16 protein-coding genes and 1 pseudogene are annotated in these 19,235 nt (G+C 62.9%); 1 reads left to right on the top strand and 16 read right to left on the bottom strand.

All coding sequences use genetic code 11. From position 1 onward, the window contains the following. Positions 1-512: 512 nt before the first annotated feature. From M1D43_RS27525 to M1D43_RS27500, 6 genes and pseudogenes are all read right to left on the bottom strand, one after another. On the bottom strand, positions 513-926 hold the full coding sequence (locus tag M1D43_RS27525) for a hypothetical protein (protein ID WP_498814764.1): 414 nt from the start codon (positions 924-926) through the stop codon (positions 513-515). Positions 927-975: 49 nt separating this feature from the next. Next, positions 976-1,614: a MipA/OmpV family protein gene (locus tag M1D43_RS27520; protein WP_498814801.1), complete on the bottom strand. Its 639-nt coding sequence runs from the start codon at positions 1,612-1,614 to the stop codon at positions 976-978. Continuing rightward, a complete protein-coding gene (locus M1D43_RS27515; RefSeq protein WP_498814818.1) occupies positions 1,566-1,811 on the bottom strand; it encodes a hypothetical protein in 246 nt (81 codons plus the stop codon). Before M1D43_RS27515 ends, M1D43_RS27520 begins: the two co-directional genes overlap by 49 nt. 320 nt (positions 1,812-2,131) lie before the next feature. Next, on the bottom strand, positions 2,132-2,260 hold the full coding sequence (locus M1D43_RS27510) for a hypothetical protein (RefSeq protein ID WP_267880576.1): 129 nt from the start codon (positions 2,258-2,260) through the stop codon (positions 2,132-2,134). A 4-nt stretch (positions 2,261-2,264) separates the two neighbouring features. Further along, positions 2,265-2,885: pseudogene (locus M1D43_RS27505) on the bottom strand (efflux RND transporter permease subunit); the annotation flags it as partial. Then, the gene (locus tag M1D43_RS27500; protein WP_498814800.1) at positions 2,809-3,321 is read right to left on the bottom strand and encodes a helix-turn-helix domain-containing protein; all 513 of its coding nucleotides are present in this window, start codon (positions 3,319-3,321) and stop codon (positions 2,809-2,811) included. The pseudogene M1D43_RS27505 and the gene M1D43_RS27500, both read right to left, overlap by 77 nt. Before the next feature lie 1,029 nt (positions 3,322-4,350). Here M1D43_RS27500 and M1D43_RS27495 point away from each other — a divergent pair. After that, a complete protein-coding gene (locus M1D43_RS27495) occupies positions 4,351-6,009 on the top strand; it encodes an arylsulfatase (RefSeq protein WP_088198206.1) in 1,659 nt (552 codons plus the stop codon). A 171-nt stretch (positions 6,010-6,180) separates the two neighbouring features. On the opposite strand, the gene M1D43_RS27490 is transcribed toward M1D43_RS27495, so the two are convergent. From M1D43_RS27490 to M1D43_RS27445, 10 genes are all read right to left on the bottom strand, one after another. Continuing rightward, complete coding sequence (locus M1D43_RS27490) at positions 6,181-7,569, bottom strand: BatD family protein (protein WP_498814762.1); 1,389 nt, start codon at positions 7,567-7,569, stop codon at positions 6,181-6,183. Beyond that, the gene (locus tag M1D43_RS27485) at positions 7,566-9,134 is read right to left on the bottom strand and encodes a VWA domain-containing protein (RefSeq protein ID WP_498814761.1); all 1,569 of its coding nucleotides are present in this window, start codon (positions 9,132-9,134) and stop codon (positions 7,566-7,568) included. The genes M1D43_RS27490 and M1D43_RS27485 overlap by 4 nt, the downstream gene beginning before the upstream one ends. Further along, positions 9,131-10,135 (bottom strand): vWA domain-containing protein, encoded by a 1,005-nt coding sequence (locus tag M1D43_RS27480; RefSeq protein ID WP_088198203.1) that lies wholly within the window; start codon positions 10,133-10,135, stop codon positions 9,131-9,133. Before M1D43_RS27480 ends, M1D43_RS27485 begins: the two co-directional genes overlap by 4 nt. After that, the gene (locus tag M1D43_RS27475; RefSeq protein WP_498814760.1) at positions 10,122-10,643 is read right to left on the bottom strand and encodes a DUF4381 domain-containing protein; all 522 of its coding nucleotides are present in this window, start codon (positions 10,641-10,643) and stop codon (positions 10,122-10,124) included. Before M1D43_RS27475 ends, M1D43_RS27480 begins: the two co-directional genes overlap by 14 nt. Further along, positions 10,644-11,639: a DUF58 domain-containing protein gene (locus tag M1D43_RS27470; protein ID WP_498814758.1), complete on the bottom strand. Its 996-nt coding sequence runs from the start codon at positions 11,637-11,639 to the stop codon at positions 10,644-10,646. 15 nt (positions 11,640-11,654) lie between these two features. Continuing rightward, the gene (locus M1D43_RS27465) at positions 11,655-12,626 is read right to left on the bottom strand and encodes an AAA family ATPase (protein ID WP_498814757.1); all 972 of its coding nucleotides are present in this window, start codon (positions 12,624-12,626) and stop codon (positions 11,655-11,657) included. A 121-nt stretch (positions 12,627-12,747) separates the two neighbouring features. Further along, complete coding sequence (gene aspT, locus M1D43_RS27460) at positions 12,748-14,421, bottom strand: aspartate-alanine antiporter (RefSeq protein ID WP_498814756.1); 1,674 nt, start codon at positions 14,419-14,421, stop codon at positions 12,748-12,750. 80 nt (positions 14,422-14,501) lie between these two features. Further along, complete coding sequence (locus tag M1D43_RS27455; RefSeq protein ID WP_498814754.1) at positions 14,502-16,088, bottom strand: bifunctional aspartate transaminase/aspartate 4-decarboxylase; 1,587 nt, start codon at positions 16,086-16,088, stop codon at positions 14,502-14,504. Positions 16,089-16,112: 24 nt separating this feature from the next. After that, complete coding sequence (aspT, locus tag M1D43_RS27450; RefSeq protein ID WP_498814753.1) at positions 16,113-17,801, bottom strand: aspartate-alanine antiporter; 1,689 nt, start codon at positions 17,799-17,801, stop codon at positions 16,113-16,115. 147 nt (positions 17,802-17,948) lie between these two features. Beyond that, positions 17,949-19,166: a hypothetical protein gene (locus tag M1D43_RS27445; protein ID WP_498814751.1), complete on the bottom strand. Its 1,218-nt coding sequence runs from the start codon at positions 19,164-19,166 to the stop codon at positions 17,949-17,951. Positions 19,167-19,235 lie beyond the last annotated feature (69 nt).

Below are 19,235 nucleotides of genomic sequence, written 5' to 3'. Positions count from 1 at the left end.
CGAAGCAGCCGCCGGGACGGATCGTGCGGCCGCCTTCCGAGATATCCCGCGCGCACGTCGACCAGCGCGTCGCAGGACTGTCCTGCAGCGGCGCAAGCGCCAGAAATTCAAACACAAGGGTGGATTTGTGGCGAGGGACCTCGAAGAGAATGCACCAGGCCAGGATGCGGTACGGTTCGTCGATCGTAGCGCCTTAAAGCATGCGATCGCTGGGTCGCCCGCCGAAAAGTCTGTTCAGCCGAAGGATCATCGACAAGGCGTCGAGTGCGCTGTGGACCAAATCTAGCACCTCGGCATCTGTGCGATGCGCCGAAAAGCCGGCGACGGCGTTTTGACAGGACATGCGGAACAGATCCCAAGCAAACCCCAGCCGCTGTGAGGGGCGAGCCGCGGGCCACCGGCGCAGAAAGCAAGCTCCTCGGCGAGTTCCGCGTTTACCGCAAGGTAAATGGTAAAGTGTCCTTGGCTCTTAATTTGATGTTTCATGTTGTCCTTGTCCATCGAGACGGATCTCACCACTCAGGCCCCTTCGGATCGATCAGGACAGTGCGAGCCTCGTCTTCGGTAGAGGACCGTCTGGTCTTTTTCGGACTGGCGACGTCGAAGAGCCGCTTTATGAACGCAGCCGTGTCGAAACGGCTTGCGGCTTTCGTGTCATCGGCCCGTGTGGTGTTCTGGAAGACAAAGGCGTCGATATTGACCACGGGAAGCGCGGTGATCTGGCGTATCGTCTGAATGCCGGCCGTGTATGTCGCCGCCACGTCGAAGCGGCCGATCCTCGCCGCGGCCTGGAGTTCAGACACTGTGACGGCCGTCGTGACGACCATGCCGTGAGACGTCAGCAGTTCGCCCATGCGGACGGCAATGTCCGGTTGTTTGGCATAAAGGAGGACGGCGATCGGTCCTGGTTCGCGCAATGATTGCATTGAAAGATCCGATGAAAGGCGCTGCCGGTCGGCAGAGCCGGTTGCGATGTTAAGCCAATATCGCGGCGATTGGCTTGCCGCGATGTCTTTTGGTCGGCGCCTTAGAACCGGTAGCCGACGACGAGCATGGCGAAGGGCTGGACATCCTCCTTGACAATCGGACTGTCTTTGGCATCCCCCAGCAGAAAGCCGCGCCCGCGGCCCCGGTGACCATCCAGTGCTCGGTCCACAGATAAGTAGTCGTTCCCTTGATATCGACGCGTTTGAAACCGGCCCCGGCTTCGTACTCGGCGAGACCGGAGCGCGCCGACTGGGCCGCGTTGATCCCGAAATAGGATTCCATGTGCTTGTCGTCGGCCCAGGTGCCGGAGAGATCGGCCGAGAAGATGAACCGTTCGTATTGATAGGAGGCTTTCGTTCCGACGGTGCCCGTCAGCCCCTCGCTGCCGCCGATCGTCTTGTCGAGCGCAGCATAGAACTCGAAAGGCCCGGTCTCGAAGCCCACCAGGCCTCCGACCACGCCGCCCGGATCGATGTCGCCCAGACCGCGAAGGTAATAGGAATCGTCCTCCTTTCGGCCCATGTCTGCGCCACCGGTGATGGCGAACCTGAAACCGCTCTGCTTCCAAACGTCGACCTTCAGCCCGTCCGTATCGAGGAAGACGCGGTCGCCGAAGTGCGCGGAGATGAGCGGGAAAGGCTGGACCTCATATTCGTCCGACCCTTCATACTCGGGAAATAGACTGCGCCGAAGCCGGCGGTCACTTTCCAGTCGTGAAGCTTTCCGCGAATGCCGCCGACGCGTTCCTCCTCCTCGCTCGCGATGGGGATGTCGGCTTCCCCGGTATTGAAGACGGCGGCGAGCGCGGCGGCCGGAGACAGCATCCAAGCCATCCCGATCGCTGCGAACGCAATATTGGCCCTCGTTCCCTCACCCATTGAGACGAAGGGGACACGCGCGAAGGCTTCGGACCTCGCTGTTTCATGGCGAAGTCGTTTCTCTGTGGTCACTTGGATATCTCCTGTTTTGACTGCGCAGAAGCCGCAAGCAAGCGGTTTGCGCTGGAAGAGTGGGGGAGGAGAATTGCCGCTACATTACAACTTCGGAACGCCGCCTGGAGACGGTACCGAACGGCGGCACCGCGGCGGTGGACTCACTGCGGGCGACGCTGGCGAGCGAAGTAAGCGGTCTCGCCTGCTTGCTGCTATTGAAGCATCCGCCCGGAAATAATGATCAGCATGACGATCGGACCGCCAAGCAGCGCTGCGAACATCAGCGCCAAAAGCAATACCCGGCCGAGCAGGCGCGGTAGAAATCTCTTCTTGCCGCCCATCGGTCTATCTCGCCTGCGTGGCATCGGGATGCTGCGGCAAAGCGCGTGAGCGGCGCGTGACCCGCAGCCTTACGCTGTCGATCAAGGAGAGGGCAGCAGGAACGACGACGAGCGTCAGGATGGTCGAACTGATTAGGCCTCCGATCACGGCGTGCGCCATGGGTGCCCGCTGTGCGCCGGCACCTGCGGCTGTCATGGCAAGCGGGAGCATGCCGAAGATCATCGCAAGTGTCGTCATGACGATCGGGCGCAACCGCACCATGGCGGCATTTTCCAGCGCTTGGGACAGCGGCAGTCCGCGCCGGCGTTCCCGGTTGGCGAAATCGACCAGCAGAATGCCATTCTTAGTCACGAGCCCCATCAGCATGATGAAGCCGATCATCGAGAACATGTTGATCGTGCTTCCGGCGATCAGCAATCCGGCAAGCACGCCGACCAGGGAGAGAGGGAGCGCTGCCATGATGGCGGCCGGCTGGCTGAAGCTTCCAAATTGCGACGCCAGCACGACATAGATGAAGATGACCGCCATGACCAGCGCCTTCAGCATGCTAGTCGCCGCCTTGCCCAGATCTTCGGCGTCTCCGCCGAACTTGATTCGGTATCCGGACGGCAGCTTCTGGCGGGCGATCCGCGGTGCGAAACCAGCCCTTGAAGTCGGTACTCCATTCGTCGTTCACTGCCGTTACCGCTGCATACGGCCGCCGCTGGTCGATGGGCCGACGGCGGCGCTTCACCGGCGCAACCAGTCCGGCCTGCTTGAGGATGTCTCCAATCGTCGACGCCGCAGGCCAGGTTACCTCCGGCGTCTGACGCCTAAGCTTTGCCAACAGCTTGCGCGGTCCCAGATCGGGAAAACGTTGCCGCATTGCGACGATCTCTTCGTTCAGCGCCTCCGCGGTCCGGTGCGGGCAGTGTAGTGGCGCGTGCGAGGGATCCATGAACCAGTCCGCAGCTCCGCTGTCGCGCCGACTGCGCCACGCGTAAAACGTATCGCGGCAGACGCCGTATCGACGGCAAAGCTCCGAAACGCTCCAGTTCCCGCTGTCATACTCCGCAAGCATCCGAACCCGTTCTTCCATCCGACAAGTCTCGTTAAAACGGCATCAAAAGGTCTCCCTTCGATGCCAATCTAACCTGTCGACAATCATTCCGCTCTAATCTGCCGATAATCTACCCGGTCTTAACCAGGGGGAACACCCGCCCGAGGCGGAGCCGAAGGGGCGACGCAAAATCCGCCTGGAGCGGATCCGCGTCGATCCTGCACGGAGCGAGCCGAGGGCGAGCCGAGGAAGGACGGGAAGACCGATTTTCCCTTGCAGGGGAGAGGCGGGCAGAGCCCTCTTTCCCCTCCGAAGCAGACAATGAGCATACTAGGCGAAGGCGCGGCCGAAGCCAGTTCGCGCACCGCTTGACCGGTTAAAAGGGCAGCCGCAGGAAGTTTAGCATAGACCCGCCCTAAGGGCGGAAACCGGGACCGACTGCACCCGGCAACGGTTCATTTTGGTCTTCCACCTCTGGTGCCGGCGTTTCCCACAAGCCTCCGGCGCGGGCGCGGGTTCCCTTCGGCTGCTTCGCTCACTGATGCTCGCTGCGGCCGCTCGTGCCGGCTATGCCGGCGCGGCTGGAAAACGCCTCCGGGGAATTCGGGCCGCGGCGTGAACGCTGAACTTCTCAATAGGGTGGGATGCGGTCATTCGCTGCGTCTTAAACGAACGACAGCTTTTGGGCCGACGAGCGGCCGCTTGCAAATCAGCGGCTGAAGCCGACGCGGAGCTGCCGCTTGTCAATATCCAGGGCATCCCCACCCAGGCCAATTCTTGACGACATCGACTTCAGTCCTTTGGCCGCTGTTGCCCCTTGGTCCAACTTCTCTTCGATCATCCTTCGACCGATAATCAGGCCGGCTCTCAAGATGCGTGCTGCCCTTTGGCTGGGGGATTGGCTTCCAGCACAAGCGATAGGCCCGCAGGGGAGGATATACCGGCGAGAGCGACTCCGGCTTGCAATCACTGCCGTACCGGCCGTGGCGTGCCGATAAGGGTACACCGTATGCATTTCGGATTTAATCAATATTGATCGAGGAGTAGAGCATGAGCCGTCCAGATGCCGAAAAGCGCGGAAACGCGCAAGATTCCTTCACGATAGATCGTCGAAGCCTCCTTCTGGGCGGTACGGTCCTTGCGGCTGCCGCTGCGGCAAGCGGTGCTGCGGCAGTTCGTACCGCACAGGCCCAGGAGCAACCGGCGGCAAGCACCAGCAAGCCGCCGAACGTCCTCGTCATCTTCGGCGACGACATAGGCATTCCACAAATCAGCGCCTACACCATGGGCCTGATGGGTTATCGTACACCGAACATCGATCGTATTGCCGCCGAGGGTGCGATCTTCACCGATGCCTATGGGCAGCAGAGCTGCACCGCAGGGCGCGCTTCCTTCATTCTCGGCCAGGAACCGTTTCGCACGGGGCTGCTGACGATCGGCATGCCCGGCGACCCACACGGCATTCAGGACTGGATGCCGACCATCGCCGACGTCATGAAGTCCAAGGGATACGCAACCGGTCAGTTCGGCAAGAATCACCTGGGCGACCGCGACGAGCATCTGCCGACAAACCACGGCTTCGACGAATTCTTCGGCAACCTCTACCACCTGAATGCCGAAGAGGAGCCGGAAGGCTACTTCTATCCGAAGGACGAGGAATTCCGGAAAAACTTCGGGCCGCGCGGTGTCATCAAATCGAGCGCGGATGGAAAGATCGAGGATACCGGAGCACTCAACACCAAGCGCATGGAGACCGTCGACGAAGAGTTCCTCGCGGCCGCGAAGGATTTCATCGATCGCCAAACGAAGGCCGACAAGCCGTTCTTCTGCTGGTTCAACTCGACCCGCATGCACGTGTTTACCCACCTGAAACCGGAATCCATGGGCAAGACCGGCAAGGGCATCCACGCCGACGGCATGGTGGAGCATGATGGCCATGTCGGCCAGCTGCTGCAGCAGCTCGACGACCTCGGCATCACCGAGAACACGATCGTGCTCTACACGACCGACAACGGCGCCGAGCTCGCTTTGTGGCCGGATGGCGCGATGACCATGTTCCATGGCGAAAAAGGAACGACGTGGGAAGGAGGCTTTCGCATTCCCATGATGGTGCGCTGGCCGGGCGTGGTGAAGCCGGGCACGCAGATCAACGATCCCGTGACGCTGATGGACTGGATGCCGACCTTCGCGGCCGCGGCCGGCATCGCTGATGTCAAGGAGCAGATGAAGACGGGCTTCAAGTCCGGCGACAAGACCTTCAAGGTCCATCTCGACGGCTACGACCTCACCGCCCTCCTGAAGGGCGAGGCTAAGGAGCCGCCCCGCGAAGCGGTCTACTATTTCGATCAGGGCGGCAACCTGAATGCCATCCGGTGGAATGACTGGAAGCTCAGCTTTGCCGTCAACAGCGAGGGCAACATCGCCACAGCCACGCGTGAGACGCCAAGTTGGGCGAACATCGCCAATCTTCGAATGGACCCCTATGAACGGGGGACGAAAGAAGGCGGAGGCGCCATGGAGTTCATAGCCCGAAACATGTGGCTCCTCGTGCCGATCCAGAGCAAGATCAAGGAGTTCTTCCAGGATTTCGACCAGTACCCCTACCAGCCCGGCAGCACGCTTAACGCTAGCGGCATCAACTACAACCTGCTGCAGCAGCAGGCCGCGCTCAAGCGGCTTGGCGAGCTGGAGCGCCTGGCGCCTCGCTAGCCCAAAAGCGGGAGGCGAGATTTCCCGCGCCTCCCGCTTTTCCTGTTGTAGGTTTGCTGGACCGAACCTTGCCAATCCTGCAGCGCCGCGCGTTTTGTCAGACGCGCAAAGGTGCTGTAGCACTTTGATTACCGCATTTTTTGGCCTAGCTCGGATGCGATTAAATAAGCATTACGGTCGATCGCCGCTGCCCTCGCGGGTGGCGTCCGCTCCGATCATGGCGGGATTGAGCGGGGGCAGCGCGGCTCGGCGGCCACCCCATGCCTCGTCGCCTCTCACCATCCAGAGCTTCCGCGCCTTTCGGATGCCGGGAAGAAGCGGTTTCATGAGCGCTTCCGGCAAGGACTTATCCGAAAAGCGATATTGTGCTCTTTGATAGGCGTCGTAGGCGTTGCGCGTCTTGATGTCGGCAAAGCGATCAAGCCAGCGCCCAAAGGGGACAAGCCCCGCCCTGCGCGACCAGGCGTCGAGCGCCTTCGCCATCTCGGCTGTAGAGCCGTCGTGGCAGGCATGCTCGAAGCGCCGGAAATAGGCCGCTTCGGATTCTCGGCGAGCCGATTGACGCTTTTCCCAACGACTTTCCAGCCATGACAGGCCGCGGGCGAGGAACCAGATTGCAACGCCGGTCGCTGAAGCGGCGGCCGCGATGGCGCCAGCAAGCGACCAATTGAAAGGCGCGGGCTCGGGTCCGGGCATTGGCGGTGCTATCGCTGCGGACGACGCGGGAGCAGCCGCAACCGACACGCTCACAGCAGGCGCGCTTGCCGACTGCGTCGTCGCCGTCGTCGGATCGAACCAGCTGAGGTCCATTGCCGGGAGCAGGAAAGTCCCGGAATTCTGGAAGAGGTAGCCCGCAACGTCCTTGCGCACGCCGGCAACCGGCTGGCCGTTGCGGTCCGTTTCTTCCGAAAGTGCGGGATCCTGCCGGTAGAGGCGCACCCCTTCCGGGGCTGAAAAATCCGGCTCGGGGATCATCATGGCGCGAAGTCCTACGGCGCGCACGGTGACCGTCCGGACTAGTGTGTCACCCGCCTTCAGAGCTGCCGGATCCCGATCCAGCTCCTGGCGGATGCTTACCTTTGCGGCAACCACACCGGGACGTTCTCCGGCACTCGCCGGCGCTTCCCGAACGGTGAAGCGAAGCGGTGGAAGCGTAACTTCGCCGCGGGTGGCCTGAGGGGGTACTGCCGCATAGCCGAAAGTGATCACGGCAGGAGGCAAGGTGAAATCGCCCGGCGACTGGGGCGTGACGATATAGGTGCGGCGAATGCCGGAGTAAGAGGTCCCGTCGATCGTTTCGTTGAGGTTGAGCGCCCGCCCGTCGTCAAGCGTCACGATCGCGCCCGGCAGGTCGATCGCGGGGAACTGCGGCGGTTGCAGGAAGTAGTTCGGGACGAGCACGTCGACGTCTATGAGAATTTGCTGGCCGGCATAGAGCGTTCCCCTCGACTGCAGTGAAGCCCGGGCGAGCGGATCGGCGGAGAGGGCCGGGCCTGCGGCAGCGATCCAGCAGAACAGCGCTGCAATGAGCCGGTACAAACGGGACGCTCGCGTCATCATTGCCGGTCCCCTTCCGATGCCTCAATCGCGAACTTGCGTGCCAGAAGGGCGGCCGGTGAAACCTGGATGTTGCGCATCCACATCTCCGCCGTCTGCGCGCCCGCCTGGACCTGACCTTCCTTGCCGTGCTTGGCCTTGTCGTCGAACTGGACGTCGTCCGGATCCAGTCCGGCGGCCTCCTGCTGCTTTTCCTCTTCCTGCTTGTCCTTCTCCTTCCTGCGCCGTTCCGCCAGCGCCAGATTGGTCTTTGCCTCGGCCCAATCGGCGCGCTGCCTGAGAGCCTGCCGGTAGGCGGCGATCGCTTCGTCGGGCTTGTCCAGATGCATCAGGGCGTTGCCCTGATTGAAATAGCTTTCCGGTGCCGTCGACTGGGCGAAGGCGTCGATCGCCTCCTGATAACGCCCGGCGCGATAGAGCGAGACACCGCGCCATTCCGGATCGGCGAAGTGTTCAGCCGCCGCGGCATAGTCGCCGCGCGAGAAAGCGCGTTGCCCCTGCTGGTCGGGCGTCAGCCAGATGTCCACGAAATCCGCCGCCTCCGCCCGTCCGAACATGGCGAACGACAGGAACACCACGAAAGCCCCGAGCCAACGGACGTTCTGACCACGGCGGAAGGTGAACGCGACAAGGATCGCGATCGCGATGGTCAGATACCAGCCCATATCGCGCCAGCGGGTAAGACCCTCCTGCGTTCTTTGCGCGAAGGATGTCTGTATACGCCGGACGATCCAGTCGACGTCGCCATCATCGAGGGTGACGGTCGCCACCTGCGCAGGGGAGGCGGACTGAAGTTCTTTCAAGGCGTCGACGTCGAGTCGCGCCTGAACACGGGCGCCGGTGCCATCGGTCAGATACGCGCCGCTTCCGATCTTCACGGGGCCGCCTTCTTCGGTGCCGATGCCCAGCACCATCAGGTCGTTGCGGCCCTTATATCGCGAGAAAGCGGCAGATGCGCCCTGCTCGACCCCATCGGTCAGAAACAGGATCGTGCCCGGCGCCGGCTCGGCGGCCAGGGCCGCCTCTGCGGCTTCGAGCGCCATGGCGGTATCCTTGCCTTCGACGGGCATTAGCGCTGGCGACAGCGCTGCGAGATAGGTGGCGACGAGCGACGCGTCCTCGGTCAGGGGCAGCACCATGTGGGCCGAGCCGGCATAGGCGAACAATGCCGTCCGGGCGCCTTTCCGTCTGGCCATGATGTCGCGCACCTTGAGCTTGGCGCGCTCGAGCCGTGTCGGCGAGATGTCGGTCGCATTCATCGTCTGGCCAAGGTCGACCGCGATGGCGAGCGGCGCCGTGTCTTCCACGAAGGGCGGACGCTCGCGTTCCCAGGTCGGGCCGGCCGCGGCAAGGCCCGAGAGGGCAATGAGGCCGGCCACCAGATAGACGGGCCGAAACCCGCGGACCTTGCCGTGGTCGATGAGGAGGTGGTCGAGCAGATTGGGAGCGATCAGGTGCTTCCAGCGGGAGCGCATATCCGATTGCCGGCGCATGAGCCATACGAGCAGTCCCGCCGCCAGGACAGCAAGCAGCCACCACGGGCGAAGGAAATGGAAATCGGCGATCATGCTTCTGCCTCGCTGTTACGCCTGCGGGCGGCGCGGATCGACCGAAGCCACATCAGGCCGTGATAGCCGAGCACGAGGAGAACGGCGGCACCCAGCGGGTAGTGGAACAGCTCGATGCGCGGACGCCAGCTCAGCGTCTTCTGGTTCGCCGGCGTGATGCTGTCGAGCAGCGCGTAGATATCTGCAAGCGCCTGCTGGTCCTGGCCGAAGAAATATCGCCCTCCCGTCGCCGAAGCGATCTTCTGCAGAACCGCCGTGTCGAGCTTCTCCTCCCCTTCGGCATTTGGATCGCCGATCCCAATCGCATGGATGCGGATGTTGTTCTGACCCGCGATCTCGGCTGCCTTGTCGGGCGGCATCTTGCTTGCGGTGTCGTTGCCGTCGGTCAGGACCACCAGCACCTTGTCGGGCGCCTGGCTCTCCTCGAACAGCTTGATCGACAGCCCGATCGCGTCGCCCAGCGCGGTTCGCGGGCCGGCCATTCCGGGCAAGGCGCCCGTCAGCATGGATCGGACGGTCGTATGATCCATGGTAAAGGGAACGAGCGGGTAGGGAGCGTCGCCGAAGGCGATCAAGCCCAGCCGATCATGCGGGCGGCGCTCGACGAAGTCCGCCACCACGGCCTTCACCGCATCGACCCGCGCCTCGAGATTGCCCTGCGGATCGCTGAAGTCGCGCGTGTCCATCGATTGGGAAAGGTCGAGGGCGAGCATGAGATCGCGCTGAGGCTCGGTCTTCTCGATCGGCGGCTCGACGAATTGCGGGCGGGCGAGCGCCGTCAGCACCAGAAGCCAGCAGACCGGGGCGATGATCTTCTGCAGCAGGTTGGCACGCGGCACGACCGAACCTTCCGTCGGGCCGATGCCTGCGGCCTTGGTGATGTCCTCGAAGAAGGGAATGCGCACTGCCGGCGTCTGCTCCCGGTACGGCGGCAGCAGCCACCAGACGAGAAGCGGCGCGGGCAGGAGCATGAGGAGCCAGGGATGGTCAAGGACGTACATCGTGGGCCTCGATCCATTGGCGTGCCGCCGCGAGGCTATGACGCGCCCTAGCCTCGTCCGTCGCGGCCAGGTCCGACGGGCGGTATTCGCTCTCGGCGAAGAAACGATAGGCTTCATCGTCTATCCTTGCCGTGCCCGCATGTGCGCGCAGGAAATCGGACCAGCCTTCCCCGCTGAGGGAGGCGACCGCTTCCCTCTGCCAGGCCGCGAGCGCCGTGCGCTTGAGAAGCGCTGGCAGGCTTTGCAAAGCGTGCCTGCGCCCGGCCGGCGTGTCGATGGCTTTCTCCAGCGTCGAAAGTTCCGCGAGCGCTTCCCGCCGATAACGGTTCCGCGCGCGTCGGCGGAGCCGGCGCCGGAGGACCGCGGCGAGGACGAGCACGACCGCCGCAAGGAGCGCAGCCCAGCCCCAGGTGGCCGGCATCATCGATACGGGCGGCGGCAAGGCGATATCGGCCATCTGCCTTAGGGTGGCGTCGAGCATCGGGTCGGGCGCGGGGGTAGGGTCCATCTACCGCCTCCTTTGCCGCCAGGCCAGCTGGCCGAGGAGCGTGCGCAGTTGCGGTGCCACTTCTTCGGCCGCGGAGACGGGCAGCATGGGCAGCCCCATCTCTTCCTGCCACGAAAGCAGTTCGCGGCCCCTGTTGCGCGCAAAACTGTCTACCGCATCGCGAACATTGCCGCGGCCGAACTGCAACTCGGCCTGAAGCGCGCCGCCGCTCACGACCATCTCGCCCTGGTGCGGCAGGTCGAGAAGGAAGGGATCGTAGACGAGGACGGCGATGACGTCGTTTGCGACGGACATGCGCAGGAGGAGGTCGCGGGTCGCCGGCCCATGCCCGTCGAAATCGCTGACGACGATGATCAGATGGTCGTGCCGGGCGAGGGCTGCGACCTTGCCGAGAACGGCATTCAGTTGACCGGGCGACCTCTCGATATCGGAACCTGCGCTGAGCGCATTGTTCTGGATCGAAATCGTTTCGGCGAAACGGATGACGGCCCCGCGGCTCCGGTGCGGCCGGATGGCTTCCTGCTTCAAGTCGTTGAAGACCACGCCGCCGACGCGGTCGCCGAGCGCCATCACGCGCCAGGCGCATAGCGCCGCAACCTCGGCGGCGGCTACCGATTTCATCGACCGGCGGCTTCCGAAGAACATGTTGGTGCGCTGGTCGACGATGATGAGGGCGGGGCGGTCCTTCTCTTCGTTATAGACGCGCACGAATGGCTGCCCGGTGCGGGCGGTGACGCGCCAGTCGATCGTGCGGATATCGTCCCCAGGCATATAGGTTCGAAGTTCCTCGAAGCTGAGGCCACGACCGCGCATGCGCGACTCATGGCGCCCCGCGAGGAACCGGCGAACGGGGGCCTTGCGCAGGAAAGTCAGGTCGGAGGCGATCGATTCCAGCGCCACGAGATTGTCGACGGAAACGTAGGCGCCATCCGTATCGCCAGCGGCCCGGCGTACGATCTCCTTCGTTCTTCCGAATGCGGGCAGGGAAATTGCCATCGCAAGTCCTCCCTATCAGGCGGTTGCCACTTTCTCCACGATCCGGTCGACGGCCTGGTCCGCGGTGATCCCGCCGGCATGGGCTTCGTAGGAGAGCACGAGCCTGTGGCGGAATACGTCGTTTACGATCGCCTGGACGTCGTCCGGCGTCACGAAATCGCGGCCCTTCAGCCAGGCGTGAGCACGCGAGACCTTGTCGAGCCCGATCACGCCGCGCGGACTGGCGCCGACCTGGATCCATTTGGCGAGCTCCGGATCGATCTTGTCAGGATAGCGCGTCGCCATGACGAGCGCGACGATATAGTCCTCGACCGCCTTGGAGACTGCAACCTCCGATATCTCCCTTCGCGCGGCGAGCACCACCTCGGCGGCGAGCTTCTGCACCTCGGCGCTCTTGGCGTGCTGCTCCTTTTCCTCGGAACGGACGAGCTCCATGATTGCGACTTCCGAATTCGCATCCGGATAGTCGACGCGGACATGCATCAGGAACCGGTCGAGCTGAGCCTCGGGCAGGGGATAGGTGCCCTCCTGCTCGATCGGGTTCTGCGTTGCCATCACAAGGAAGAGGGCCGGCAGCGGGTGGCTCTGGCCGCCGACCGTGACCTGCCGTTCCTCCATCGCCTCGAGCAATGCCGACTGCACCTTTGCCGGCGCGCGGTTGATCTCGTCGGCGAGGATCAGATTGGCAAAGACCGGCCCCTGCTGGAACTTGAACTCGCCCTTGCCGCCTTCGCTGAAATAGACTTCGGAGCCGGTGATGTCGGAGGGCAGCAGGTCGGGGGTGAACTGGATGCGCGACAGGCTCGCTTCCAGGTTCCTGGCGAGGCTCTTGATCGCCCTGGTCTTGGCAAGCCCGGGCAGACCCTCGACAAGAAGGTGGCCGTTGCCGAGCAGACCGAGCAGGAGACGCTCGATCATGGCTTCCTGACCGATGATCGATTGCCCGATCCTTTTGCCGAGTGCCTGGATGTCTTCCCGGTTGCCCATCACGTTTCCCTCTGTCCATTCGCGTACGCATTCGAGCATTTCGGTTTCGGTGCACTGCGCCGTGCACGTGAAGGCTGCATCAAGATACGCGCCAAGGTTATGCAGCTTCCCTTGGCATGCGTTAACTCGCCAGCATCGCGGCCAGGGCGACCACCACAGGCCCCATGAGCGGCAGCAATACGTTCGAGATCGCGTAGGTAACCGTATATCCGATCACGGGAATGGAATTCCCGGCCTGGGAGACGAGCGCGCTTATCGTCGGCGTGCTGCAATGCTGCCCGGCGATCACGCCCAGGAGAATAGGCGTTTCGATCTTCATCAGCTTCGAGCCGACCAGCAAAGAGACGAAAGCCGGGATGAAAGAGACGAGCAGGCCCAGGACCGGCAGGATCAGGCCGTATTGCATGACCAGGTCGATCGCGTCGGGTCCGGCGCTGAGGCCGATCGCGGCGATGAACGCTGCCAGACCGAACTCCTTGGCGAAGTCCGCGGCGGCGACCGGCAGGTTGGCGCGCGCCGGGTTGCGCATGTTGAGCCAGCCGAAGGCAAGCCCGGAGATCAAAGCACCGCCGCCCGAGCCGAGCGTCAGCTCCAGCGCGCCGATCGTGAGACTGAAGTGGCCGATCAGGAGACCGACGACGATGCCGAGCCCGAGAAAGATGAAATCGGTCCTCTCGCCGGGGGGCAGCGTCTTGCCGAGTTCGGCGGCAGCCCGAGAGACTGCCTGCTCTGGACCGTAGAGCGTAACGATATCGCCTTGCTGGAGGATCGTCCCGGAGAGCGCGGGGATGTGCTGTCCCATGCGACGGACGCTCGAGATGAATATGCCTCGCTGCAATTCGGGCGCCGCCATCTGCCTCAACTGCCGTATCTGGCGGCCGAAAGCCTCCTTGCGCACGAGCACGACGTCGCGTGTCGTCAGGGCGAAACTCGTCTCCTGGGGAACCGGCACTTCGTCGCCCAGCCGGTCGCGAACCGCAATCACGGCGTTGCGGCGTCCGCGCACGAACGCGATGTCGTCCGGCTCCAGCAGGAAATCGCCCGCCGTTTCGAGGATTTCGCCGCGGCGCTGCACGCGTTCGAGAGCGACGGAAAAGTTCCGGCTTTTCTCGAACTCGCCGACGGTCTGGCCCGCTGCAGAGCCGGCCCGGAAGGCGCGGCCGACGAATACGGGAAGGCCTTCCGCCTGGTCGTCCTCTTCATCGGTCGAGCCGAGCTTGCGCGCGAGCTCCTGCGCCTCCTTTCTGAGATCGGCCTTCAGGATCAACGGGGCGATCTGGGTCGTGAAGATGACGATGGCGATGAGGCCGAAGAGATAGGTGAGGCTATAGGCGGTCGCGACATTCGCTTGCAGGAGCTCGATGTTCTCGGGCGGCAAAGGCAGGTTCGAAATCGCTTCCGATGCGGTTCCGAGGACGGCGGACTCGGTTGCCGAACCGGCAAAGAGCCCCGCGGCCGTGCCCACGTCGAGGCGAAAGACGAGGATCGATACTGCCAGGAGCAGGAGGACGCAAACAACCTCGATGATCGAAAAGATCCCGTATCGCCATCCGCCGCGGACATTGGCGAAGAACTGCGGTCCGGCCGAGAAGCCGAGCGCGTAGATGAAGAGGGCGAAAGCGGCATCCTTGAGATCCGGACTTATCCGCACTCCAAGCTGTCCCAGGGCGAGCGCGACGAAAAGCGTTCCGCAGACCCCGCCGAGTTGAACGGGGCCGACCTTCAGCCGACCGATGAGATAGCCGAGCGCGAGCGATATGAAGAGGGCTATGACAGGGTCGGTCAGAAACGACATGGACAAGTCCGTTGCGCATCGAAGGTCGATGGAATTCCAGTCTCATGCGGGCGACATCGCCGCCCGCACGAGCAGCGAAATCAGCGCTTCTCGTATTCCTCGTGGAATTCGTCTGCCATCCGCTTCAGGGCATGTCCGATCGCGGCATATTCGTATTCGTTGAGATTGGCGAGGGAGGCTCGGCCAGCCGGTTTCTGCGTACCGAAGCCTGTTCCCGGCAGAAGCACGATGCCCGTCTCGTCGGCTATGCGGAACAGCAGCTCACGGCCGTTGAACTTCTTCGTCACCCATTTGGCGAATTCCTTGCCGTAAAGCTTGCGGGCGAGATCCTCGAGGTCCAGCAGGGTGTAGTAGTCGACGGCATTTGGATCGGCCTCCAGGGACAGGCCGAGTTCGCGATAGAGCGCCGCCTCGCGCTTGCGGATGATGTTTTTGAGCGATGTCTTGTAGCTGTCTGCCTCATCCATCAGCGCGAACAGCGAGAAGAGGACGAGTTGTACCTGCTGCGGGGTCGAGAGGCCGGCGGTGTGGTTGAGGGCCACCGTTCGGCTGTCGGCGACGAGCCGGTCGATGAACTTCAGCGAGCGCACATCCGGCAACAGCGAACCATAGCGGCGGTCGAGCGCCTTCTTTGCTTCCTCGGGAAGATCGGCGAGCCTCTGGTCGAGGACGTTCTGCCGATGCGTCGCGACCACCCCGAGCCGCCATCCGGTCGCACCGAAATATTTCGAATAGGAATAGACGAGGATCGTGTTCTGCGGGCATGTCGCGAAGAGCGACCGGAAATCATCCGCAAAAGTGCCGTAGACGTCATCCGTCAGAATGATGAGATCCGGGCGGTCGTTGACGACGATGTCGGCGATCCGCTTCAGGCTTCTGTCGTCGAGTTTCACCGATGGGGGATTGCTGGGATTTATGCAGAAGAAGACCTTGATCGCGGGATCTTTCAGCTTGTCGAGCTCGTCGTCGGAATATTGCCAGCCATTGGCCGGATCCGCGTTCAGCGCCACCTCCTCAAGTGCGTATTCATCGAGTTCCGGGATTTCGATGTAGGGCGTGAAGACCGGCATGCCGATCGCAACCCTGTCGCCTTTCTTCACGAGGTGGTTCTGCTTGAGGGTGTTGAAGATGTAGGTCATTGCCGCCGTTCCGCCTTCGACGGCGAACAGATCGATACTGTTCGGCGGCAGAAAGCCGCCAACCATCTCCTTGACGATGTAATGCTTGGCGATTTCCTCACTTATTCTGAGCATTCGCGGCGGGACCGGATAGTTGCAGCCGATAATGCCTTCGACCATTTCATGCAGGAATTCGGAGGCGGAAAGCCCAAGCTGGTCGCGCACATAGCTCAGCGCGCGGGCCAGAAAGGCAACGCCCTCCATATGGTGGTTTTCAGAGGCGAAGCGCTCGAACCGGGCCTCGATGCCCTCTATGTTGGGCAATCCTCCGATACCCTTCTGGAGATAGGAGAAGGAAAGCTCCGACTCGGCGGTTGCAAAAAGGCCAAGCTGAAAGAAAGCACGGCGAGGAAGCGTCGCCAGAAAGTTCGGGTTGCCGCGGCCGGCATTCAGCATCAGGCGGTTCTGTTTGGCCGAGGCGAGCTTGATCAGTTCGTCCTTCAGCTCGAACGGGCTCAGTTTTGCATAGCGGCTATAGTCTGTCTTCATCGGGGTTCTCCCTCATGAGCGAGATCAGGCAAAAGCGACGACAAGCGGCCCGAGCAGCGTCAGGAAGACGTTCGCCAGGGCATAGGTGATTGCGAAGGGGACGGTCGGAACGGAATTGCCGGCCTTGTCGAGAATTTCGCCGAAAGCCGGGTTGGCACTGCGGGATCCGGACAGGGCGCCGGCAAAGATGGCCGCATTGTCATAGCGCAGCAGATATCTGCCGACCGCCATGGTGACGAGCAGCGGAAGGATGGTGACGATCACGCCGATCAGGAAGATCGAGAGGCCGTGCTCGGCGATCGTCGTCACCGCCTGCTGCCCCGACTGCAGGCCGACCACCGCCACGAAGCCGGCAAGACCCAGATCCCGCAGAAGCGTCGAAGCGCCGGTCGGCATGTTGCCGATCGCCATGTTCCGCGTCCTCAGCCAACCGAAGAAGAGGCCCGACAGAAGTGCGCCGCCGCCGCTTCCAAGCGTCAGCGGTATCGAGCCTAGGCGGACCACGATCAGACCGACGAGAAGGCCGAAGACCAGCCCCAATCCGTGATACACGAAATCGGTCTTGTCGCTCGGGACGATGGTGGTCCCTACGCGATTTGCGACGCGTGCGACGTCGTCGGTCGTGCCGTAAAGGGTTACCACGTCGCCGGCTGCGATCAGCGTGTCCTTGGCGAGGGCAAGTTTCTGCCCGCCGCGCTTGACCTCGATCACGAAGATTCCGTGCTTCAGTTCCCGACTGGTCTTCTCGCGGATGTCCGCCACCGTATGGCCGACGAAATCGCGACTGGAGATCACGACGTCGCGCGTGACGACGATGACGTCCATCCCTTCGGAGGACTGAAGCTCGCTTCCGAGCATCGGCGCCGCCGAAACAACGGCGTCACGCCGTCCGACGACAAGCACGACGTCGCCGGTTTCAAGCTTCAGCCCCGGATCGTTGCCGATGAGCTTGCCGCCGCGTTTGACGCGTTCGATCGAGATCGTTGCGGCCGGCCCCTGTCCCTCGAGTTCCAAGATCGTTCGGCCGGCGGCCTTGTCGACGCTGAAAAGGCGCCCGACCAGCATGGGCAGCGCCGGTTGCTCGCCTATGCCGTAGACGCTGGCGCCGGCCAGCATCTCGGCTTCCGCCTTGATCGCGTCGTCGCGGATGCTGCGGCCCATGAACCATTCGAGAATGTTGACGCAGACGATGATCGCGCCGAAGGAGCCGAAGATGTAAGTGACGGCATAGCCGATGGCGACATTGGCCTGCAGTCTCTGCACCTCCTCGGCCGCAAGGCCGAGCTTCCCGATGGCCGCGCCGGCAGTGCCGATGATCGCGGACTGGGTCAAGCCGCCGGCGGCAATCCCCGCCGCCAGCCCCTTATCGAGCCCGAACAGGCGGGCAAGGACGACGACGGTGACGAGGCCGGTGATCGCCAGCACCGCGGCCATGATGATCTCCCGTATCGACTGCCGGCCGAGAGAACGGAAGAATTGCGGCCCGCTTTCGAAGCCTACGGCATAAATGAAGAGCGCGAACAGGACGGCTTTGACGCCATTGTCTATGGTCACGCCGATCTGGCTGATCAGGACTGCGACGAGGAGCGAACCGGCCACGCCGCCAAGCTGGAACTTGCCGAACTGGAACTTGCCGATCCAATACCCGCCCGCGAGCGCCAGAAACAGCGCGATTTCGGGAGACTGGTGCAGAAGAGACTGGATGAATGTCACTGATGCCCCCTCGAAAGACCGTGTGAGAAACGGGAATTCCACGCTTTGGCAATTTAAACGAGAACCAATGAACGACTACACTCAAATCTGCAGGGTCGGGGTCGGCTCGGCGTCTTGGACCCTTGCGCCCAGCCCGGACTTCGCCGCTCATAGGAGGAGCAGCTTCTTCAACACCGAAAAGACCTCCTTGTAGGGCAGCTTCGTAGCGCCGGCGACGGCAAAGGGGATGAGCGCGGCCGCAGCGACAGGCAGCACCGCGGTTCGGCTGACCAGGATCGTCGAAAGCTTGCGCGTCGCCTCGAACAGCTTGCTCGGATCGGGAATATCGTCCTCCGGCTCGGGCGTGGGATTGTCAAAGACGTTGCGGCCAATGGATTTTCGTTCGACGGCCCGATGGTAGCGCGTCGCCTGCGCGCCGAGCAATGCGAGGCCCTCTTCCTTCAGGCGCGCGAGCGGGGGCGTGAAGGCCGAAAGCGGGTAGGCGAAGAAGAGGATCACGATCGCCAGCCATCCGCTCATGACCATGCTGAAGGTCGTCATCGACAGAGTGTCCTGCAGGAGGTTCTTGGCGATTGCCGCGGCAATGGCCGAGCTCATGCCGAAGACGAACAACGCATAGGCGTTCGGATATTGCGCCAGGAACGCGAGCCCGCCCTTGCCGTCGGGATGCGCGGCCACGAGCCGGAGATCTAATCTCGCGATGCGGCGCAGGAGCTGCGCCCAGACGAGGTGTCGCCAGATGCCGCGCAGAAAGAGGAAAACGAAAAGCGGCAGACTGAAGCAAATCGACCACCAGCCGGCGGCAGTAATCCTGTTGCCTTCGGGCCGATGCTCGACCGCCCAGGAAGAAGCGTCGACCGTGTGAAAGTTGAGGTAGGAAAAGAGCCCGGCAACGATCGCAAGCACAAGGCAAACCAGTTCCGCCGCGTGAGAATCGCGCTGGCGCAGCGCCTCGGTGACCTCCTGCGTGGCTTGCGGGACTGCCGCTGGAGCGATGATCGGGGCGCGCACGAATTGCGCCAACCGGGCCCTGAGGCCGCGCTCAATCTGTCCTTCGGCAAGGACGAAGGCGCCGATCGCGATCAGGAACTTCGCCCATACGCCCGGATCCGCAAGATAGGCGCCCTGTCCATAATCGAGTGAGAGGCTGCGCGGGATACCGAGGAGAAAGGGCACGCCCCAGGCCAGCGCGACGAACAGGACGGCTCGTGTTCCCGAGCGCAGCGTATTCTCCCGAAGGAGCTTCAAGCGATGTTGAAGTTCGAAAAACGGTCCGCCGTGCGATGCGCGAAAGTCGACGAGGGCGGCAGAGGATGCCTGTTCTCCCGCGTGGTTGCCCGTCGGCGGATGCGCAATATCGTTCACGCTCGTGACCACCATAGCCTGTTTCAACGATGGGCGCCCCGGGCACGCGCATGTGCTGGTGAGCCCCGA

Source organism: Ensifer sp. R1-3 (assembly GCF_056739175.1).
This window is presented reverse-complemented; position numbering and strand designations above follow the sequence as displayed.